Source organism: Streptomyces sp. NPDC059534 (assembly GCF_042743475.1).
GTDB lineage: Bacteria > Actinomycetota > Actinomycetes > Streptomycetales > Streptomycetaceae > Streptomyces.
Map to the genome: position 1 here is coordinate 201,843 of NZ_JBHWAQ010000001.1, position 17,200 is coordinate 219,042.

The 17,200-nt window shown below is 72.8% G+C and carries 15 protein-coding genes; 12 read left to right on the forward strand and 3 right to left on the reverse strand.

Annotated features, from left to right (window positions below):
- The first annotated feature begins 40 nt into the window (after nucleotides 1-40).
- The 3 genes from ACFVZH_RS00820 to ACFVZH_RS00830 are packed head-to-tail and all read left to right on the forward strand — an operon-like array spanning nucleotide 41 to nucleotide 2,630.
- On the forward strand, nucleotides 41-820 hold the full coding sequence (locus ACFVZH_RS00820) for an ATP-binding cassette domain-containing protein (RefSeq protein WP_384891016.1): 780 nt from the start codon (nucleotides 41-43) through the stop codon (nucleotides 818-820).
- On the forward strand, nucleotides 817-2,100 hold the full coding sequence (locus ACFVZH_RS00825; RefSeq protein WP_384891019.1) for a sugar ABC transporter permease: 1,284 nt from the start codon (nucleotides 817-819) through the stop codon (nucleotides 2,098-2,100). Before ACFVZH_RS00820 ends, ACFVZH_RS00825 begins: the two co-directional genes overlap by 4 nt.
- 26 nt (nucleotides 2,101-2,126) lie before the next feature.
- Entirely contained in the window at nucleotides 2,127-2,630 is a 504-nt protein-coding gene (locus ACFVZH_RS00830) for a DUF6328 family protein (RefSeq protein WP_384891023.1), read from the forward strand.
- 63 nt (nucleotides 2,631-2,693) lie between these two features.
- Here the strand turns inward: ACFVZH_RS00830 and ACFVZH_RS00835 are convergent, their stop codons facing one another.
- On the reverse strand, nucleotides 2,694-4,364 hold the full coding sequence (locus ACFVZH_RS00835; RefSeq protein ID WP_384891026.1) for a BCCT family transporter: 1,671 nt from the start codon (nucleotides 4,362-4,364) through the stop codon (nucleotides 2,694-2,696).
- Nucleotides 4,365-4,511: 147 nt separating this feature from the next.
- On the opposite strand from ACFVZH_RS00835, the gene ACFVZH_RS00840 reads away from it, so the two are divergent.
- From ACFVZH_RS00840 to ACFVZH_RS00865, 6 genes are all read left to right on the forward strand, one after another.
- Nucleotides 4,512-5,315, forward strand: a complete 804-nt coding sequence (locus tag ACFVZH_RS00840; protein ID WP_384891029.1) for a GntR family transcriptional regulator — start codon at nucleotides 4,512-4,514, stop codon at nucleotides 5,313-5,315.
- Nucleotides 5,316-5,484: 169 nt separating this feature from the next.
- A complete protein-coding gene (locus ACFVZH_RS00845; protein ID WP_384891033.1) occupies nucleotides 5,485-6,840 on the forward strand; it encodes an amidohydrolase in 1,356 nt (451 codons plus the stop codon).
- A gap of 140 nt (nucleotides 6,841-6,980) precedes the next feature.
- Complete coding sequence (locus ACFVZH_RS00850) at nucleotides 6,981-7,715, forward strand: hypothetical protein (protein WP_384891037.1); 735 nt, start codon at nucleotides 6,981-6,983, stop codon at nucleotides 7,713-7,715.
- A gap of 190 nt (nucleotides 7,716-7,905) precedes the next feature.
- Entirely contained in the window at nucleotides 7,906-8,958 is a 1,053-nt protein-coding gene (locus ACFVZH_RS00855; RefSeq protein ID WP_384891040.1) for an iron-siderophore ABC transporter substrate-binding protein, read from the forward strand.
- A 13-nt stretch (nucleotides 8,959-8,971) separates the two neighbouring features.
- Complete coding sequence (locus tag ACFVZH_RS00860) at nucleotides 8,972-10,006, forward strand: FecCD family ABC transporter permease (RefSeq protein WP_384891043.1); 1,035 nt, start codon at nucleotides 8,972-8,974, stop codon at nucleotides 10,004-10,006.
- Nucleotides 10,003-11,124, forward strand: a complete 1,122-nt coding sequence (locus tag ACFVZH_RS00865) for a FecCD family ABC transporter permease (protein WP_384891046.1) — start codon at nucleotides 10,003-10,005, stop codon at nucleotides 11,122-11,124. The genes ACFVZH_RS00860 and ACFVZH_RS00865 overlap by 4 nt, the downstream gene beginning before the upstream one ends.
- Before the next feature lie 56 nt (nucleotides 11,125-11,180).
- Here the strand turns inward: ACFVZH_RS00865 and ACFVZH_RS00870 are convergent, their stop codons facing one another.
- Complete coding sequence (locus ACFVZH_RS00870; RefSeq protein WP_384891712.1) at nucleotides 11,181-11,753, reverse strand: histidine phosphatase family protein; 573 nt, start codon at nucleotides 11,751-11,753, stop codon at nucleotides 11,181-11,183.
- A 254-nt stretch (nucleotides 11,754-12,007) separates the two neighbouring features.
- Here ACFVZH_RS00870 and ACFVZH_RS00875 point away from each other — a divergent pair, with 254 nt between their 5' ends.
- From ACFVZH_RS00875 to ACFVZH_RS00885, 3 genes are all read left to right on the forward strand, one after another.
- Complete coding sequence (locus ACFVZH_RS00875) at nucleotides 12,008-12,235, forward strand: CbtB-domain containing protein (protein WP_017236531.1); 228 nt, start codon at nucleotides 12,008-12,010, stop codon at nucleotides 12,233-12,235.
- A gap of 12 nt (nucleotides 12,236-12,247) precedes the next feature.
- Nucleotides 12,248-13,072: a CbtA family protein gene (locus tag ACFVZH_RS00880; protein ID WP_384891050.1), complete on the forward strand. Its 825-nt coding sequence runs from the start codon at nucleotides 12,248-12,250 to the stop codon at nucleotides 13,070-13,072.
- A gap of 201 nt (nucleotides 13,073-13,273) precedes the next feature.
- Nucleotides 13,274-14,299, forward strand: a complete 1,026-nt coding sequence (locus ACFVZH_RS00885; protein ID WP_384891053.1) for a LacI family DNA-binding transcriptional regulator — start codon at nucleotides 13,274-13,276, stop codon at nucleotides 14,297-14,299.
- 78 nt (nucleotides 14,300-14,377) lie between these two features.
- Here the strand turns inward: ACFVZH_RS00885 and ACFVZH_RS00890 are convergent, their stop codons facing one another.
- Nucleotides 14,378-17,161 (reverse strand): glycosyl hydrolase, encoded by a 2,784-nt coding sequence (locus tag ACFVZH_RS00890; protein ID WP_384891055.1) that lies wholly within the window; start codon nucleotides 17,159-17,161, stop codon nucleotides 14,378-14,380.
- Nucleotides 17,162-17,200: the final 39 nt, after the last annotated feature.

Below are 17,200 nucleotides of genomic sequence, written 5' to 3' on the forward strand. Positions count from 1 at the left end.
CGGGCGCCGGTCCGACAGGCGAGCGGAGGAGGCGGTTCCTTTGCCGGAGTCACCCGTGCTCACACTGCAGGGGATCTCCAAGCGGTTCGGCGCGGTCCAGGCGCTGAAAGGGTTCGATCTGGAGGTGCACCCCGGCGAGGTCGTGGCGCTCGTCGGCGACAACGGCGCCGGCAAGTCCACCGCCGTCAAGGCGATCGCCGGGGTGAACCCGCCCGACGAGGGCGTCATCGCCTGGGAGGGCCGCCCGGTCTCCATCAACCGGCCCCACGACGCCCAGAACCTCGGCATCGCCACCGTCTACCAGGACCTGGCCCTGTGCGACAACCTCGACGTGGTGGCCAACCTGTTCCTCGGCCGCGAGCTGCGCCGCTTCGGCGTCCTCGACGAGGTCCGCATGGACCAGCGGGCGCACGAGCTCCTGAACACGCTGTCCATCCGCATCCCCAGCGTCCGCATCCCCGTCGCCTCGCTCTCCGGCGGGCAGCGGCAGACGGTGGCGATCGCCCGCTCGCTGATCGGCGACCCGAAGGTCGTCATCCTCGACGAGCCGACCGCGGCCCTGGGCGTGGAGCAGACGGCCGAGGTCCTCGACCTGGTGGAACGGCTCCGCGACCGCGGTCTCGGAACGATCCTGATCAGCCACAACATGGTGGACGTGATGGCGGTCGCGGACCGGATCGCCGTCATGCGCCTCGGCCGGAACAACGGCTTCTTCGACAAACGCTCCACGACCACCGAGGAGATCATCTCCGCCATCACCGGGGCCTCCGACAGCGCCGTGACCCGCCGCCAGGCCCGTAAGCGCGAGGAGGAGCGATGAGCCGCGACCACCGCGCACCGGACCCGGACGGCGCCACCCAGGAAGCGGCCAACGGAGCCATGCCGGCCGTCGACAGCCGGCTCCTGGTCCGCGAGGAGGGGATCAAGGGGTACCTCGGGGAGTTCCGGCGCAAGCTGCGCAGCGGTGAGCTGGGCTCGCTGCCCGTGGTCCTGGCCGTGATCATCATCTGGACCGTGTTCGGCAGCCTGAACAGCACGTTCCTGTCGGCCCAGAACCTCTCCGACCTCAGTCAGCAGATCGTCGGCACCGGCATGATCGCCGTCGGCATCGTGTTCGTGCTGCTGCTCGGCGAGATCGACCTCTCCGTCGGCTCGGTCAGCGGTCTGTGCGCCGCGATCTTCGCCGTGCTCAACGTGCTGAACGGCATGAACGAGTGGCTGGCGCTGCTGATCGCCCTGGCGGGCGGCGCGGCCGTCGGCCTCATCCAGGGGTTCTTCTTCGCGAAGGTCGGCGTCCCTGCCTTCGTCGTCACGCTGGCGGGCAACCTCGCCTGGAACGGCCTGATGCTCCAGGTCCTCGGCACCAGCGGCACGGTCAACATCCCCAGCGAGAGCATCGTCTCCCGGCTCTACTCGACGATCTACCACAGCCCCGCCGCCGCCTATGCGGCGGCGGCCGCCGGAGTGGGGCTGTTCCTGGCCGCCTCGCTCCTGGACGCCCGGCGGCGCCGCTCCGCCCGGGTGCCGTCCCGGCCGGTGGCCGAGATCGCGCTGCGGACGGCCGTGATCGCCGCCCTCGCGTTCGCCACCGCGTACATCCTCAACCAGTACCAGGGGCTGCCACTGGCGCTCCTGATCTTCCTGATCCTGCTGGTGCTCCTGGACTTCGTGCTCCGGCGCACCACGTACGGCCGGCGGATCTTCGCGGTGGGCGGAAACATCGAGGGCGCCCGACGGGCCGGCATCAGCGTCCCGTTCGTCCGGATCACCGTCTTCTCGATCGCCGGGACCATGGCGGCGGTGGGCGGCCTCTTCCTCGCCGGCCAGATCCAGTCGGCGAGCCAGACCTCCGGCGGCGGCAACCTGCTGATGAACGTCATCGCCGCCGCCGTCATCGGCGGCACGAGTCTGTTCGGCGGGCGCGGCTCGGTCTGGTCCGCGCTGCTGGGCGCGCTGGTGATCGGGTCGATCCAGTCCGGCATGAACATCATGGGTGTCAGCAACGCGGTCCAGTTCATGATCACGGGTTCCGTGCTGCTGGCCGCCGTGGTCGTCGACTCGCTGTCCCGCCGGAGCCAGAAGGCCGCAGGCCGCGCCTGATCCCCGGCCCGGGGAAGGAGATGTCCATGGCGGAGGACCCGGGGCGCGGTGCGCGGCGGGCGGACGGACGCGACGAGACGGAGACGGAGCGGGCGGACCGGCGCTGGCAGGAGATCATGCAGGAGATCCGGGTGGCGCAGACCGGTGTCCAGATCCTCCTCGGCTTCCTCCTCACCGTGGTCTTCACTCCGCATTTCCAGGGGCTGGGGACGACGGACCGGACCATCTACGTCGTCACGGTGGTCCTCGGCTCCGTGGCGACGGGCGCGCTCATCGGCCCCGTCGCCTTCCACCGGATCGTGGCCGGGCGGCGGCTCAAACCCCAGGCGGTCGTCTGGGCCTCCCGGCTGGTCTTCACCGGGCTCCTGCTGCTCCTCGCGACGCTGACGTCGGCCCTCCTGCTGGTGCTGCGGGTGGCCACGAACGACTCGTACGTGCCGTGGCTCGTCACCGGCGTCCTGGCCTGGTACCTGGTCTGCTGGTTCGCCCTGCCCCTGTGGGTGCGTTCCCGCTACACCCACGGGGACTGAGACCGGCGTACACCCACGGGGAATGGGGCCCGGCGTACACCCACGGGGCCGAGGCCGGCGCCGTCAGGAGCGGTCCGTGTCCGGCGAGCCCGGGCCGATCGTCAGCTCGAAGTCGCCATCGTACTTCTCGTGGCCCGCGATCACCGCGACCTCGACGGCCTCGCGCCCCACTTCTCCGCGGACGATCAGGGGGTCCTCGCGCAGGTCCCGCATGAGTGCCACGCACATGCCGATCATCACGAGCACGAACGGCGCCGCGACCAGGATGGTCAGGTTCTGCAGACCCGCCAGCGCGTCGCCCTGGCCGTTGCCGACGAGGAGCATGACGGCGGCGACCGCGCCGGTGACGACGCCCCAGAAGACGACCACGAGCCGGGTGGGTTCGAAGGCACCGCGCTGGGAGAGCGTTCCCATGACGATGGAGGCGGCGTCCGCGCCGGACACGAAGAAGATCCCGACGAGGACCATCACGAGCAGGCTCATGGCGCCGGCGGCCGGGAACTCCTGGAGCACACCGAAGAGCTGCCCCTCGGGGGTGGCCTCCCCCGCGAGCGCGCCCTGCTCTCGGAGCTTCATCGCCGTACCGCCGAAGACGGCGAACCACACGAGGCTGACCGTGCTGGGGACCAGGATGACCCCGCCGACGAACTGGCGGATGGTCCGGCCCCGGCTGATGCGGGCGATGAACATGCCGACGAACGGCGTCCAGGAGATCCACCACGCCCAGTAGAAGACGGTCCAGCTGCCCAGCCAGTCGTGGATGTCCGCGCCACTGGTCGCCTCGGTACGGCCGGCGAGCTGCGGCAGGTCGCCGAAGTAGGCGGCGAGGGAGGTGGGCAGCAGGTCGAGCACGATGATGGTCGGGCCGGCCACGAAGACGAAGAGCGCGAGCACGCCCGCGAGCACCATGTTGATGTTGGAGAGCCACTGGATGCCCTTCTCCACGCCGGAGATCGCGGAGCACACGAAGGCCACGGTGAGGACGGCGATGATGGCGACGAGCAGCCCGGTGCCGGTCTTCTCCATCCAGCCGAGCTCCTCGAAGCCGCTGCCGATCTGGAGCGCGCCGAGGCCGAGCGAGGCGGCGGAGCCGAAGAGGGTCGCGAAGATGGCCAGGATGTCGATGACCCGGCCGGGTCCTCCGTACGCCCGGCGCTCGCCGATCAGCGGGACGAAGACGGCGCTGATGGTCTGCCGGCGGCGGCACCGGAACGTGGAGTAGGCGATGGCGAGGCCGACCACGGCGTAGATCGCCCACGGGTGGAGCGTCCAGTGGAACAGCGTGGTGGCCATCGCGGTCTCCATCCGCTCGGCCGAGTCGGCGGGACGGGTGCCGGGCGGCGGGCTGCCGTAGTGGGCGAGGGGCTCGCTCACCCCGTAGAACATCAGGCCGATGCCCATGCCGGCGCTGAACATCATGGCGATCCATGACACGGTCCTGAACTCCGGTGCCTCGCCCTCCTGGCCGAGGGTGACCCGGCCGTACCGGCTGATGGCCAGCCACAGGGCGAACACCACGAACCCGGACGCGACCAGCATGAACGCCCAGCCGCCGTTGCGGATCAGGCCGTCGAGGAGCCTGCTGGAGGCGGACTCCAGGCTGTCCGTGGCCGTGGCCCCCCAGACGACGAAGGCGACCGTGAGGACGGCGGTGACGCCGAACACGACCCGGTCCGTCCGGGCACGGCCGGGGTGGCCGTCGGTTTTCCGCTCTTCCTGCGACACGAAGGGCACCTTTCATGGCATCAGGGGCAAATGACGTGATGTCACCTCAATGCAGTACCACAGGTGGGGCGGAGCCGGCCCGGGGACACACGTGGCGGGGCCCGACGTATCCTCGGCCCGGGCACGCCCGACGACGGACGGAAGAGGACGGGAACGGTGGCGGACAGACGCAGGACCGGCACGGCGGCCGAGGACGGCGGACCACCGCGGACCGCCGCCGGGAAGCCCGTAGCGGGGAAGCCCGTCGCGGGGAAGTCCGCCTCGAAGGCACCCGCCCCGGATCCGGCGGCCGCGGACCCGGCCGCCCCGCACGCGCCCGCGCCGGTACCGCTCGGTGCCCGGGCGCGCGAGGCCGTCCTCCAGCGGATCGTCGACCGGCGGTACGCCCAGGGTGCCCGGCTCGTCGAGCGCGAGGTCGCCGAGGAGCTGGGCATGTCCCGCGTACCGGTGCGCGAGGCGCTGCGCGCCCTCGTCTCCGAAGGGCTCCTGGAACTGCTCCCGCACAGCGGGGTCCGGGTGCGGCGCCTCGAACGGGCCGACGTGGAGCACCTGTACGAGGTGTGGGAGCCGCTGGCGGTCCAGGCGTCGCGGCTCGCGGCGCGGGCCGTGTCGGCGGGCGCGGCCGAGGGGCTCGCCGCGCTGCGCTCCACTCTCCGCCAGGCCGAGTCGGCGGCCGCGGCGGACGAGGGGACGCGCGAGGTGGCCGCCCACACCGCGTTCCACGAGGGTGTCGTCGCCCTGTCGGGCAACCCGCTGCTCGGCCGCACGATGGAGCAGCTGAGCTGGCAGCTGCGGCTGTTGTTCGGTCTGCGTGAGGAGCCGGCGCACATGCGGGCCCAGCACGCCGAGATGTACCGGCAGATCGCCGCCGGCGACCCGGAGGCCGCGGCGGCGAGCACGCTGCTGCACGTACGGGACAGCAGGGCCGTCGCCCTGCGCTCCCTCTTCGGCGACGCCTGACGCTATTTGTATACCAAGAGCCCGCGAAAGGCATCCCCCGCCGGGAGCAGCCTCCCCAATCGACCGTGATTTCCCGGGTCGCACCTCACCCTCTTGTTCATCGCTTCAGCCTTGGTATACAAAACGGGGACCGTCGGCCTGGTCCGTCCGCCCCTTCCAAGGAGTTCCCATGCAGTCGTCCTCCTCCCCCACCGGCGCGCTCTCCCGCCGCACGATGCTGGCCGGGGCCGCCGCCCTGGCGGGCACGGGCGCGACGATGGGCGCCACGGCCGGTGGCACGTACGCCGCCGAATCCGCCGGAGGCCACGCCGAGTCCCCGGCGGCCGCCGGCGCGGGCCGCCGCGCCAGGGCCGTGGTCTTCCGCGACGTGCGGGTGCTCGGCGCGGCGCGCGCCACGGACCTGGTGGTCGTCGACGGCCGGATCTCGGCCGGTCCGGCGCCGCACGGCGCGAAGGTCGTGGACGGCGGCGGCCGCATCGCGCTGCCGTCCCTGGTCGACGCCCACATCCACCCCGACAAGACGACCTGGGGCGGCTCCTGGGTGTCACGACGGCCGGCGGGCGCCATCGCCGACTACGTCGCCCAGGACGTGGAGCTCTTCCGCAGCCAGCGCCGGCCGGTCGCGGAGCGCGCCTACGGACTGATGTCCCACGCGGTCGCCCGCGGCACCCGGGCGATGCGCGCCCAGGCCGACGTGGCACCCGCCTACGGCCTCGCGGGCGTCGAGGGGCTGGCCGAGGCGCGCGAGCGGCTGCGGCACGCACTGGACGTCCAGATCGTGGCCTTCCCGCAGCACGGCGTCATCCGCACCCCTGGCACGGCGGCGCTGCTGGAGAGGGCGGCGCGCGCGGGCCTCGTCGACATGATCGGCGGCATCGACCCGATCGGCTTCGACCAGGCCCTCGACGAGCAGCTCGACACCGTCTTCGGCATCGCGGACCGGCACGGCGTCGGCGTCGACATCCACCTGCACGACCGGGGCGAGAAGGGCCTCCGCGCCATGCGCGGCATCATCGACCGCACCCGCGCCCTCTCCCTCGCCGGCCGGGTCACCGTCAGCCACGTCTTCTGCCTGCCGGGGCTCAGTGACAGCGAACTCGGCTCCGTCGCCGCCGACTTGGGCGACCAGGACATCGCCCTCACCACGGTCGCGCCCTCCGACTCCCTCGTCCTGCCGATCGCCCGCCTGCGCGAGCACGGGGTACGGGTCGGACTCGGGTCCGACGGCGTGCGCGACTCGTGGAGCCCGTTCGGCAACGCGGACATGATGCACCGCGCGCACCTGCTCGGCTGGGTGACGGACGTCCGGCTCGACGACGAGCTGACGGACTGTTACGGCGTCGCGGCCCACGGCGGCGCGGACGTGATGCGCCTCGCGCACGCCGACTTCGCGCCCGGCGCCCCGGCAGACTTCGTCCTCGTGCGGGGCGAGTGCCTGCCCCAGGTCGTCGTCGACATGCCCCGCCGGGACATGGTCGTGCACGGCGGCGTCGTGGTCGCCCGCGACGGGGAGTTCGTCGGCTGACACACCCCCGGGGGCCCGGTGCCGGAGTTCCGCCACGGCATCGGCCCCGGTGGGGGCGCCGGGGGGCGGGCGTTGCGTAGGCTCGAACAGAGCGTTCCGCGTACTCCGCACCGCGCTGTCCCTATGCCGAGGAGGACCCCATGACCACCGCCGAAGAAGGACGGCAGCAGCTGGACGCGGTCAGCGTGCTCAACGCGAAGCGGACGCTCCTCCAGCTGCTCGCCCGGGCGGGAGTGTGGTCCGGTGACGCGGAGGAGCTCATCGGCTTCGTCGAGGCCGGCGCCGTGGCCCTCGCGTACGAGGAGGTCGACGGGACCGCGTGGAGCGCACCGGAGGAGAAGGGCGAGCCGTACGCGTCCGGGTGGCTCGACGGCACCCGGACCGTCACCGACGCGCTCGGCGACATCGCCGAGCGCGCCCTGCGCCGCGCCGTCGCCTCCGATCCGACGGCCGACTCCCCGGACGAGCGTCCGCCGGTGGGGCGGACGGAGGTCACGCGCACCAAGGTCGCGGTGACCGCGCTCCACCTGGAGTTCACGGAGGTCTCCGAGCTCGACCCCGAGGTCACCGACCAGGTGCTGGTGGCCGTGCTCGCCACCATGAGCTCCCGTCAGCGCTCGCGGTACGCGGGTCGGCTGGCCGAGTTCGCGGCCACGCACCGCGCCCGTCTGGAGCGGCTGTTCGCGGAGTACGGGCCCGGCAGTCCGATCGCGATCCACGGCCGCTACTCCCTGGTCCACTCCCCCACCTGCGTCGCCGTCCTGGAACGGCTCGCCGCCGCGCCCTCGGCACTGCACGAGGAGTGGGACGCCGCCGAACTGCCGCCCGCGTGGCTGGACGGACTGTCGACGGCCTGGGGGGACGCGCCGGCCTGACGGGCAGCCGGGGAAACGGCGCGGGGCACCGGCCGGGCGGCCGGGCGGGCCCCTGGTGATCCACACCCACAAGAGATAGGTTAGGCTCACCTAACAACGCCTCGCGATGGTCGCTGCCCGGCATGTTCCCTGCCCGGGGGCCTGCGGCGGCGCGCCTCAGCACACCTCTGCCCGGAGACAAGGATCCACCATGCCTTCTGTGTTCACCCCTCTTCGCCGTCGCGTCCTCGCGGCGGGTGCCGCCGCGGTCTCGCTCGGCCTCATGGTGACCGGGTGCGGTTCGGACGAGAAGAAAGACGACGCGGCGGGCACGGCGGCCAAGGCTCCGGCGGGCGCCTTCCCCGTCACCATCAAGAGCGCCCTCGGTGACGCGGTCATCAAGGAGAAGCCCAAGCGCGTGGTGACCCTCGGGCAGGGCTCGGCCGAGACGGCCATCGCCCTCGGCAACGTCCCGGTGGGCATCGAGGAGTACCCCTGGGGCAGCGACAAGTCCGGCTACCTCCCCTGGATCCACGAGGCCGTGACGAAGTCCGGCGCCACGCTGCCCAAGCAGTTCAAGGGCGGCGAGGAACTCGACATCGAGGCCATCACCGAGCTCGAGCCCGACGTCATCCTCGCCCCGTGGTCCGGCCTGACGCAGAAGCAGTACGACATCCTCAAGGACATCGCGCCCACCGTCGCCTACCCCGAGAAGGCGTGGAGCACGAACTGGGACCAGCAGATCGAGATCATCGCCAAGGCGCTCGGTCAGCCGGAGAAGGCCAAGGAGCTGGAGTCGAAGATCGACAAGCAGCTCTCCGACGCGGCCGCCTCGCGCCCCAACTACAAGAACGTCACGTTCTCGTACATCTACAACACCGGCCCCGGCACCCTCGGCATCTTCAAGCCCGAGGAGCAGCGCGTCGCCATGGTCTCCAAGCTGGGCCTCAAGGTCGACCCGATCGTGAACACCTTCCCGGAGACCGAGGGCACCGACTCCGCCCTGATCGGCCTGGAGAACGCCAACAAGCTGGCGAAGAGCGACATCGCCTTCACCTTCTACATGGACGAGAAGTCCCGCGAGGCCGTCGAGGCCCAGCCGCTGTACGCGGCCATCCCCGCCGTGAAGAAGGATGCGCTGATCTACAGCCACGACACCCCCTTCGTCACCGCCTCCTCGATGATCAACCCGCTGACGGTGCCGTACAGCATCGAGCGCTACCTGCCGATGATCGACAAGGCCGTCGCCAAGGCCGGGAAGTAACAGCGGTCCCAGCGTGACCACTCTCTCCCGGATCGGCCAGGGCCCCGCCGTCGTACGGCGGGGCCCTGCCCGGCATGTCATGGCCGCCGTCCTCTGTCTGGTGCTGCTCGCCCTCGCGCTGCTCGCCAGCGTCATGTTCGGCAGCAAGCCCACCTCCGCCGGCGATGTCCTGCGGGTCCTCACCGGCGGCGGCGACGAGTACACCCGTACCGTCATCGAGAGCCGCTACCCGCGCACCGTCCTCGGTGTGCTCGCGGGTCTCTGCCTCGCCGTCGCCGGCACCCTGATGCAGGGCATCACGCGCAATCCGCTGGCCGAGCCCGGACTGCTCGGCATCAACGCGGGCGCGTCCGCCAGCATCGTCGCCGCCACCGCCTTCCTCGGCGCCTCCGGGCAGCGGGAGACCATCTGGTGGGCGCTGGCCGGCGCGCTCGCGACCGGCGTCGTCGTCCACCTCATCGGCACCGCCGGCGGTGGCGGCGGACCGGTCCGCCTCGTGCTGGCGGGCGCGGTGCTCACCGCCGTCCTCTCCGCGTTCATCCAGGCCGTCGCGCTCTCCAGGCCGCAGGTCTTCGACACCTACCGCTACTGGGTGGTCGGGGCGCTCGGCGGCCGCGGGTTCGACGCGGTGTGGGCGGTCCTGCCGTTCGCCGCGGCGGGCTTCGTCCTCGCGCTGGTGCTGGCGCCCGGGCTCAACGCCATGGCGATGGGCGACGACAAGGCCGCCTCCCTCGGCATCAGCCCCGCGCGCGTCAAGGGCGCCGGGCTGCTCGCCGCGACCCTGCTGGCCGGCGCCGCCACGGCGGCCGTCGGCCCCATCGCCTTCGTCGGACTCGCCGTCCCGCACCTGGTCCGGGTGCTGGTAGGTGCCGACTTCCGGCTGCAGATCCTCTTCACCTCGCTCGCCGGGCCCACTCTCCTGCTCTTCGCGGACGTCGTCGGACGGGTCCTCCTGCGCCCGCAGGAGCTGATGGTCGGCGTCGTCACCGCGTTCGTGGGAGCCCCCGCCCTGCTCTTCGCCGTCCGCCGTATGAGGGGAGCGGCATGAAGACCGCCGACCCGACCGCCACCCCGACCACCACCGGCGCCGGAGCCGACTCCGGGACCGTGCCGCCGGCGCGCCGTCCGGCCCGGCCCGCGCGCCGCAGCGTCGTACGGATCGGCCCCTGGCTCGCCGTACCCGTGCGCCGCTCCTCGCTGATCGCCGCCGGGGTCACCCTGCTGCTGCTGGTCGGCGCCGCCGCCGCGACGCTGTCGATGGGCCGGCTCGGCATCGACCTCGCCGACCTCCCGTCGGCCGTCATGGGCGAGGCCACCGGCAAGAACGCGTTCGTCCTCAACCGGCTCCGCGGTCCGCGCCTCGTGGTGGCCATCGCCACCGGCGCGGCCTTCGGTCTGTCCGGGGCCCTGTTCCAGTCCGTCACCCGCAATCCGCTGGGCAGTCCGGACGTGATCGGACTCGGGGCCGGCGCCGGGGCGGGCGCGGCGGCCGCCGCGCTCTTCCTGCCCGACGCCATGCCGGTCGCCGTCGGCGCCCTGCTCGGCGCGCTGATCGCCATGGCCCTCGTCTACTTCGCCACCGGGACCGGCTTCCGCAGCCCCGGGCGGCTGGTGGTGGCCGGCATCGGCGTCGCCGCGATGGCGACGGCCCTGACCCAGTACGTGGTCTACGCCGTCGAGCGGGACAAGGCCAGCGCGCTCACCTCCTACATCAACGGCAGTCTCTCCGCCCGCTCCTGGGACGACGCGACGGTCATCTGGATCGTGCTCCTCGCCGCCGCGCCCTTCGCGGCCCTGCTCGCCCGGCCGCTGAGCATCGGCGAGATGGGCGACGACACGGCCACCGGTCTGGGCACCCGCCCGGCCCGTACCACCACCGCGGCGGTCGCCCTGTCGATCGTGCTCTCCGCCGGTGCGGTCAGCGTCGCCGGGCCCATCGCCTTCATCTCCCTGACGGCGCCCCAGATCGCCAAGCGCGTCACCCGCAGCGGCGGCCCCCACCTGGTCATGTCCAGCCTCCTCGGCGCCCTGCTGCTCGTCCTCGCCGACCTGACCGCGCAGCAGTTGCCCCTCTTCGACGACCTGCCCGTCGGGCTGTACACGATGGCCGTCGGCGGCACCTACCTCGGCTACCTCCTGATCCGGGAGTGGCACCGCCCCGTGTGATCCACGGCCGAGCGGTGCCGGGCGTCGCCGGCCCGACCCGATCGACCGCAGACCCTCTACGCCGGCCCGAGCGGCTCGCCCATGCGCACGTTCCACCGGCCGGCGCGGCCGGTGAGGTGCAGGGCGGTCAGCGGGCGGACGTCGAGGCGCCAGGAGGTTCCGTCCGGTGCCCCGAGGGCGTGGAGGGCGGCGGCACGGACGACGTCCGGCTCGACGACCGCCGTGCGGGGGCCGGAGGCGGACCCGAGGGTGTCGAGCCAGGCGCCGACCCGCCCGCGCAGGTCGCGCAGGGACTCGCCGCCGTGGGGCGCCGCGGCCGGATCGGACAGCCACGCGGCGACCGCCTCCTCCTCGTCGGCGGCGACCGCGGCGAGGGTCCGTCCGCGCCACCGCCCCATGTCGCACGCGGCGAGTTCGTCCAGGGGCTCGGCCCGGAGACCGAGCGCCCGTGCCGTGCCCCGGCAGCGCGCCGAAGGCGAGGTCCAGGCGGGCGAGGACGCGATGACGGCGGCGGCGAGGGACTCCGCGCGGGCGATGCCCGCCGGGTCGAGCGGGCCGTCGTCGTCGAAGCGGACCTCGCGCAGGGCCTCGCTCGTCGCCGGGGAGATCAGCGTCAGCCGAAGGGTCATCATGTTCCTTCTCTCCAGGTGCGTACGCAGAGTGATCCAGGACTCACGCTCTTGGCGGCGGCACCGGCACGCGGTACGGTCAGGCGACATCTGAACAGCGTGACGACGGCGAGACGGAAGTCCGGTGAGAACCCGGCACGGTCGCGCCACTGTATGCCGCGCGCCCCCTGAGGGTGGCGTCGCGGGGAGTCAGACCCGTGGACCGTCGTCCTGCACCACCGTTTGGGACGCGAGTTCCCGCAGGAGGTTTCATCATGGCCGAGGCTGTCGTCTCCGCTGCCGTTTCCGCCCCTTCCGTGGCCGTACCGGCTCCGCTGCCCGTCCGGGCCGTCCTTCCCTGGGCCTTCTTCGTGGGCCTTCTCGCCCTGATCGCCCTGTACTTCGTCGGCGCGGAGCAGGGTGCCACCTCGCTGTTCGCGGGCTCCGACGTGCACGAGTGGGTGCACGACGGACGTCACCTGCTCGGCTTCCCCTGCCACTGAGGGGCGACGGACATGCACGCCTCCACTGTCAGAACCCTGCTGGTCCGCGGCATGCTCGCGGGCCTGATAGCCGGTCTCCTCGCCTTCACCGTGGCCTATGTGGTGGGTGAGCCTCCCGTGGACGGCGCCATCGCCGTCGAGGAGGCCCAGGCCGCCCACGAGGCCCCGGCCCTGTCCGGGGCGCACGCCGGTCACGGCGGCACGGCGGCCACCGAGGACGCCGCCGAGGAAGAGGAGGGCTTCAGCCGCTCCGTCCAGTCGACCTTCGGTCTGGCCACCGGTGTCCTGGTGTACGGGGTGGCCCTGGGCGGCATCGCCGCGCTGGCGTTCTCCTTCGCGCTGGGCCGGGTCGGCCGGTTCAGCCCGCGGGCGACGGCGGCCCTCGTCTCGGCGGCCGCGTTCACGACCGTCTATCTGGTGCCGTTCCTGAAGTATCCGGCGACCCCTCCGGCCGTCGGCAATCCGGACACGATCGGGAAGCGCACGACGCTGTTCTTCCTGATGATCCTGCTCAGCGTGCTCCTCGGGCTCGCCGCGGTCATCGCCGGGCGGCGGCTCGCGCCGCGCCTCGGCAACTGGAACGCGACGCTGGCCGCAGGTGCCGGATTCATCGCCGTGACGGCCGTCGCGTTCGCGGTGCTGCCGGCGAACGACGACGCGGTCAAGCCGGGCTTCCCGGCCGCGCTGCTCTGGGAGTTCAGGGTCGCGTCGCTGGCCGTCCAACTCGTGATGTGGGCGGTGTTCGCGGTGGTCTTCGGCGTCCTGGCGCAGAAGGCCCTCGCCCCTCGGGCAGCCGAGGAGACCCCGGCCCGGGTCGCGGCGCCCCTCGCCGGCTGACTCCGCCCGGCCCTTTCGCGGCACCGCCCCGCACGCTCTTTCCGCGTGCGGGGCGGTGCCGCGTGGGGCCCGCCTCCTGGGAGCGCTCTCAGTCGCGGCGGGCGGCGGATATCCTGGTGGGCGCGGGACCGAGGTCCCCGGGACGACGTCCCGGGCCGCGGACCGCCGCCCATCCGCCGCCGCAGCCGAGGAGCGCCCGCCGTGCCCGACCAGACCACGGGGTCCCGCCCCACGCTGGAAGCCGTCGCCGCGCGCGCCGGCGTGTCCCGCGCCACGGCCTCGCGGGTCGTCAACGGGGGCGCGGGCGTGCGCACTCCGCTGGTCGAGAAGGTGCGCCGGGCGGTCGAGGAGCTCGGCTACGTGCCCAACCACGCGGCGCGCACGCTGGTGACCCGGCGCAACGGCGCGGTGGCGGTGATCATCGCGGAGCCCGAGTTCCGGATCTTCTCGGACCCGTTCTTCGAGCAGCAGGTACGGGGCATCAGCCGCGAGCTGACGGCGCACGACGCGCAGTTGGTGCTGCTGTGGGTGGAGGGGCCGGGGGATCACGACCGGATCGCGCGCTACCTCGGCGGCGGGCACGTCGACGGCGCCCTGGCGTTCTCCCTGCACAGCGACGACGCGCTGCCGGCGGTGATCGACCGGGCCCGGATCCCGGTGGTGTTCGGCGGGCGGCCGGCCCCGGGCATCGCGCCCACCGTCCCGTTCGTCGACTGCGACAACCGCGGTGGCGCCCGCGAGGCGGTGCGGCACCTGGTGGGCCTCGGCCGCCGGACCGTCGCCCACATCTCGGGGCCGCCCGACCAGACGTCCGCGCTCGACCGGATCCACGGTTACCGCGACGTCCTCATCGACGCCGATCCGGAACTGCTCTGCCGGGGTGACTTCACCGAGGAGAGCGGGGCCCGCGCGATGGCGGAGCTGCTCGACCGGCGGCCGGACGTGGACGGGGTGTTCGTCGCGAACGACCTGATGGCGTCGGGGGCGCTGCGGACCCTGCGGGAGCGGGGCGTGCGGGTGCCGCAGGACGTGGCGGTGGTCGGCTTCGACGACATGGAGTCGGTGGTCCACCGGACCGAGCCAGCCCTCACCACGGTGCACCAGGACATCGAGGGCATGGGCCGGCTGATGGTGAAGCTGCTGATGCGGCTGCTCGACGGGACCGGTCCGGAGATCCCGGGGTCCGTCGTCACCCCGACGTCGCTGGTCCGCCGCGACTCCGCCTGACGGGCGCGGGACGGCACGCGAGGCGGCGGCCCCGGGGGGTGTCCCCCGGGGCCGCCGCCGTCTCGCGGGAGGTGCGGGTCAGTCGTAGGGGATGACGAGCACGGAGCGGTCGGTCCCCGTCTGGAGCCGTGCGTCGGCGTTGCCGATGGCGCTCCAGACCTCCAGGCGGACCGTGCCGCCGCGCAGGTCGCCGAGCGTGCCGGTGGCGGACGCGAGGCCGCGGGACTGGGCGTACTCCTCCCAGCCGGTCACCGGGTCGGTGGCGAAGTAGTGGTACGTCTCCGTCCTGTCGAAGGTGCCGTCGCCGGTGAGGTCGTAGCTGATCCGGGCCTGCTGGCCGAGACCGACGGCCGTGCCGGCGTCCACCTGGAGGCGGAAGGCGGTGGCGCCGCCGGTCTTGAGGGTGCCGTTGACGCCCTTGACCTCGTAGACGAGGGGGCGGTTCGGGGTGCCGTCGTGGTTGGCGCCGCCGGCCGAGGCGAGGGTGTCGCTGCCGGCGGTGGCGCCGGTCGCCGTGGTGAGGGTTCCGCCGGTGCGGAGCTGGAAGGTGTCGCCGGTGGAGGGTTCCGGGTCGGGGTCGGGGTCGGGGTCGGTGCCGCCCGTGCCGGTGCCCATGGCGGTGGAGCGGGCCGGCACGGTGAGGGTCCTGCCGTCGGAGAAGGTGACCGTGCGGGCGGTGGCGCCGTGGTTGTGGGCGACGTAGGTGCGGGTGGTGCCCTTCAGGAAGACGGCGGAGGTGGGGAGGGAGCCGGTGACGGAGGCGTCGGGCGCGCCGAGGGTGTCGAGGGCCGTGAGCCAGTGGTAGGTGTGGGCCTTGGACTCGCCCGCCTCGGGGGTGTACCCGGCGTTCCCGGCGTCCCACTTGGCCTTGGCGGCGGCGGGGTCGGCGAAGGACTGGAACTCCCAGAGGATGTCGCGCCATTCGACGGCGGGGCCGCCGTTCTCGCGTTCCATCTCGGCGATGTTGCGCCGGACGGCGTCCTTGTGGGCGCCGAGGTGGAGGGAGCCGCCGGTCACGGGGAGGACGTTGATGCCGTGGATCTCCTCGGGGTTGGCGGTCCACCAGGTGGAGTAGGCGGCGCCGCTGCCCCACACCATGCCGACCGTGTCGTGCTGGAAGGCGGCGGGGAAGACCTGCTGGTCGGCGTCGAACCAGTACTGGGCGATGGCTTCGCCCTCGGTGGTGAGCAGGTAGGTGCCGAGGTCGCGCAGGCCGGTGTCGCCGGTGGCCGAGCCCCAGAGGACGAGCGCGGCGCTGAGGTTGGTGGACTCCGAGGAGGACTCCTGGTTGTTGCCCGCGGCGAAGCCCTGGTGGCCGCTGGCCCAGCTGTGTCCGGCGTAGACGTCGAAGCCGCGCAGGAAGGGGAAGGCGCCGTCGGTGCGGCTGGGGTTGGCGGTGTCGCGGACCAGGGTCTTGACCATGGCGCCCCAGGCGGAGTCGGCGGCCCAGGCGGGGTCGTACTGGGCGACGATCGCGGCGGCGTACACGTAGTAGCCGTAGTGGAAGTGGTGGTCGTTGAGTTCGGTGTCGCTGCCGTAGGAGGCGGGGTAGCCGGTGAGGGTCTTCCAGGCCGTGTCGTACGAGAACTCGTTGGCGCCGCCGGCCGTGAACCAGTCCTGGAGGCGGCCCTTCATCAGGCCGAGGAGCTTGTCGCGGATCGCGCCCTCGCCGATCTGGTCGGCGAGCGGGACGAGCTGGGCGAGCTTGCCGAGGGCCTTGCCGGTCCAGTAGGTGTCGACGGCTCCGGAGAAGGGGTCGGAGGAGTTCGCGACCTCGTTCAGGTAGCCGCGCAGCCGGGCGGTGTCCGCGCCGGTGCCGCCGGGGAGGGCGGGCAGGGTGGCGGCGGCGCGCTGGGAGGTGGTGAAGGAGGCGGCCTCGCGGACCTTCATGGTGCCGCGGGGCGAGACGTAGGTGTACGGGGTGAGCGGGTCGGTGGTGTGGAGCCACTGGTGGCGGTAGAGGGCCTGGAGGGTGCCGCGTTCGGTGCCCTCCTTGGCCTCGGTGGTGAGGCTGTAGGTGGCGCGGACGGTGCCCGCGTCGTAGCTCCAGTTCACCGTGGATCCGGTGACGAAGCTGTAGGCGTACTTCCGGTAGGTCGCCAGGGCGTCGGTGGAGGGCAGGACGGCGACGGAGAAGTAGTCCTTGCCGCCGAGCCCGGCGGTGACGGTCGTGCCGGAGACGTTCCAGTCGGTGCCGCTGGGCGCGAAGAGGGCGTAGTGGTGGCCCGCGACGGTGATGCCGAGGACGTTGCCCTGGTCGGCGAAGACGGCGGGCGCCTCGGCGGTGGTGATCCGCGCGTCGCCGCCGGTGCCCTTGGCGTACACGAAGGGCATGCCGTGGCCGATGGTGGTGCGCAGGGTGCGGGAGCCGTCGGACCAGTAGGGGGTGACGGTCCAGTCGGACCAGGCGTCGGCCTTGGTGTCGGGCGAGTTGAGGCCGGTGAGGCCGAGGGTGAGGTCGCGTTTGTGCGCGAACTCGTACTGGCGCCCGTCGCCGACGACGGCGGGGCTGGTGGGGTAGCCGATCTCCAGGCCGCCGGCGACGGCCTGGTAGGTGAGCGGGTGGCCGTACATGGGGGTGGAGTACGGGTTGTCGCCGTAGCGCTGGAAGGCCAGGGAGGACCACCAGTCGTTGGTGGGGACCGGCTTGCCCTGGGCCGCCGGGGTGACCTTGGGGGTGACCGGTGCGCCGGTGTTGGTGGTGGGGCCGGAGGTTCCGGCGGGCCGGGTGTCGGAGTAGCTGCCGGCGCCGGTGGGGATGGTGGCGGCGGCGGCCGGGGCGGCGGCGGGGCCGAGTCCCAGGGCTGCGAGGGCGGAGACCAGGACCAGCGCTGCGGCCGGCCGTGTGCGGGGGGCTGGCATGTACGGCACCTCATGTCGTCGCGGGGTCGCGGTGCGTTG